Consider the following 3,118-nt stretch of genomic DNA (forward strand, 5'->3'; position numbering starts at 1 on the left):
CCGGGGCCGCGGGGCGCGCGGCACGCGTAAGTGCGGGCCCCCCCCGGCGCCCCCGGCCGCGCCCCCCCCGGAACCGCCCCCCGCCCCCCCCCCCGCGTGGCCCCCCCCGTTCGCGGGGCCGGGCGACGGCCACCCACCACGACACGTCACACGTCACCAAGCCGAGGGGGCCGCATGGAGGCAGAGGCACGCCGCGCCCGCGCCCGCGCGGGCGGGCTCGTCGCGCTCGCCACCTGCATCGGCGTCTGGCTCATCGGCAGCGGCTCCGGCGAGCCCGTCGGGCCCCCGGTGCCCTCCCCCGGCGAGGCGCTGAGCGCCCAGGCCCGGTTTCCCGGGGCCATCGCCCCGCTCCCCGGCTCCCCGCCCACCCGGATCCGGATCCCGTCCATCCGGGTGGACGCCCCGCTCACCGGGCTCGGGCTGCAGGCCGACGGCAGCCTCGAAGTACCGCCGCCCGCCCGCCGGGACCTGGCGGGCTGGTACCGCGAGGGCACCACTCCGGGCGCCACCGGCACCGCCGTGGTCGCCGGGCACGTGGACGACGCCAGCGGGCCCGCGGTCTTCTACCACCTCGGCGCGCTGCGCCGGGGCGCACTGATCGAGATCGCCCGCGCTGATGGGCGTACGGCCGTGTTCAGCGTCCACGCGGTGGAGGTCTACGACGCCAAGGCCTTCCCCGACTCCCTCGTGTACGGGTCAGCGCCGCGCGCCGAGCTCCGCGTCATCACCTGCGGCGGGGGCTTCTCCAAGCGCACCGGATACCAGGGCAACGTGGTCGTCTTCGCCCACCTGACGGGCACCTACTGAACGGCCCGGCCGGTGCGGACGACGGCCTGGTCGCCGTGGGGTCCGAACAGGTGCAGGATCTCCACCACCTCGCCCTCGGCGGGGCCGAACCAGTGGGGTTCGCCGGTGTCGAACTCGGCGACCTCGCCGGGGCGCAGGGTGAGGCTCCGCTCGCCGATGACGAGGTGGAGCTCGCCGGCGAGCACGTAGAGCCATTCGTAGCCGGCGTGCGTCACCCGTTTCGGCTCCCGGTACGCGAGCACCTGCTTGAAGACCTGGACCCGGCCGGGGTACGTCGTCAGGGGGACCAGGACGCTCCCGTCCCTGCGGCGGGGCTTCAGGTGGACGCGCGCGTCACCGGTGACGGGGGGCGCGACGAGCTGGTCCAGGGCGACGCGGTGGGTTCGCGCGAGCGGGATGAGCAGTTCGAGGGTCGGGCGCCGTTTGCCCGATTCCAGCCGGGAGAGCGTGCTCACGGAGATCCCGGTGGCCTGGGAGAGGGCCTCCAGGGTGAGGCCGCGCTCGCGGCGCAGCGCCCGCAGCCGCGGGCCGATGGCGTCGAGGGTGCGCGCGAGTTCGGCGTCGTCGGCGGATGGTGAGGCGCCCCCGGCCGGTCCTGTTGCTCTCGCTGATCCCGTTGCTCCCGCTGGTCCCGCTGCTCCGGCGCCCCTGTCCATGGGGCCATTTTGCGGTATCGGCAAATTTCCTGGGCCCCGGCCGCCGCCCGGTCCGAGCATGGGCCGACATCCGAAGCCGGCGGCCGACAGGCCGTCGCGGACCGAAGGCGGACCCATGACCACGACGATCCCGACGATCCCGACGGGGGCCGGGGCGGCCGCAGGGCCCGCCCTCGGCACGCGCCGCCGGTGGACGGTGCTGGCCGTCTGCGCGCTGAGCATGTTCCTCATCGGAGTGGACACCACCATCGTCAACGTGGGCCTGCCCGCGATCGGACGGGGCCTGGGGGCGGACACCCGCGGTCTGGAGTGGGTCGTCGACGCCTACACCCTGGTCCTCGCCAGCCTCCTCATCGCCTCGGGCGCCCTCGCCGACCGCTTCGGACGCCGCCGGGTGTTCCGGTGCGGGCTGGCCGTCTTCGGGCTGGCCTCCCTCGCCTGCGCCCTCGCGCCTTCGCTCGGTCTCCTCGTGGCGGCGCGGGCCGTCCAGGGGGTCGGGGCCTCGATGCTGAGCCCGGTGGCCCTGGCCATCGTGGTCAACGCGATGCCCGACCCGCGGGAGCGGGCCCGGGCCATCGGCATATGGGCCTCGGTCTTCGGGCTCAGCATGGCCGCGGGCCCGGTCATCGGCGGGACCCTCATCGCGGCCCTCGGCTGGCGGTCGGTGTTCTGGATCAACGCCCCGGTGGTCGTCGGCGCGCTCGTCCTGGTGGCGGTGTTCGTGCCGGAGTCCCGCGGACAGCGGGCCCGGCGGATCGACCTGCCCGGCCAGCTGCTCCTCACGACGGCCCTGTGCGTCTCGGTCGGCGTCCTGATCGAGGGCCCCCGCATCGGCTGGGCCTCCCCCGCGGCCCTGGCCTGCTACGCCGTCGCCGCGGCGGCCGTGACCGGCTTCGCCCGGGTCGAGCTCCGCCGGGCCGAGCCCCTGATCGACCTCGGGCTGTTCCGGCGGCCGCCCTTCGCCTCGGCGGTCCTGGGCGCGGTGGCGGTGTTCGCCGCGCTGAGCGTGAGCCTGCTGCTCACCACCCTGTACCTGCAGGACGCCCGCGGCTGGACCCCGCTGGCGGCCGGCGCCGCGACCCTGCCCATGGCGCTCGGGGCCACCGTCTGCGCGCCCTGGTCGGGCAGCCTGACGGGGCGGCTCGGGCCGCGGCGGCCGCTCCTCCTCGCGGGCGGGTTCACCGCGGCGGGCGGGCTCTGCATGGTGGGCCTGACCCTGGGCCCGGACGCGGGCGCGGATCCGAGCGTGCCGCTGCTCCTGTCGGCCTACCTGCTCATCGGCGTCGGGTTCGGCTTCGCCAACGCCCCGCTGACCCACACCGCGGTCGGCGGGCTCCCGCCGTCCCGGGCCGGCGTGGCCGGGGCCGTCACCTCCACCGCCCGCCAGGTCGGATCGGCCGTCGGCATCGCCGTCGCCGGAGCCCTGGCCGCGGGCGTCGCCCCCAACGGCCTCGCCCGGGCCTCCCGGCCGGGCTGGCTCCTCGTGACGGCCTGCGGCCTGTTCCTCTGTGCGGTGGCCCGGGCCTCGGGGAGCGGGCCCGGCCGCCTGAAGGACCGGGCCTAGGTCGTCTCTTTCGGATCTTGTCGGCCGAGCCCGCGGCGTCTGGTGCCGTGCCTGGGCGTGCTGCCGGGGCGTTCGCGTACTGGGCGTACGT

General features: G+C 76.5%; 3 protein-coding genes. 2 read left to right on the forward strand and 1 reads right to left on the reverse strand.

Going from position 1 to position 3,118, the window contains the following annotated elements; translation table 11 throughout:
* Positions 1-174: 174 nt before the first annotated feature.
* On the forward strand, positions 175-807 hold the full coding sequence (locus ACFWNV_RS39590) for a class F sortase (RefSeq protein ID WP_383957185.1): 633 nt from the start codon (positions 175-177) through the stop codon (positions 805-807).
* Here ACFWNV_RS39590 and ACFWNV_RS39595 read toward each other — a convergent pair.
* Positions 801-1,463, reverse strand: a complete 663-nt coding sequence (locus ACFWNV_RS39595; RefSeq protein ID WP_383957187.1) for a helix-turn-helix domain-containing protein — start codon at positions 1,461-1,463, stop codon at positions 801-803. The two genes, ACFWNV_RS39590 and ACFWNV_RS39595, sit on opposite strands and share 7 nt — an antisense overlap.
* Positions 1,464-1,578: 115 nt before the next feature.
* Between ACFWNV_RS39595 and ACFWNV_RS39600 the strand changes: the two genes are divergently transcribed.
* On the forward strand, positions 1,579-3,027 hold the full coding sequence (locus ACFWNV_RS39600) for an MFS transporter (protein ID WP_383957190.1): 1,449 nt from the start codon (positions 1,579-1,581) through the stop codon (positions 3,025-3,027).
* Positions 3,028-3,118 lie beyond the last annotated feature (91 nt).

It is taken from the genome of Streptomyces sp. NPDC058401, assembly GCF_042722885.1.
In the GTDB taxonomy this organism is placed as follows: Bacteria; Actinomycetota; Actinomycetes; order Streptomycetales; family Streptomycetaceae; genus Streptomyces.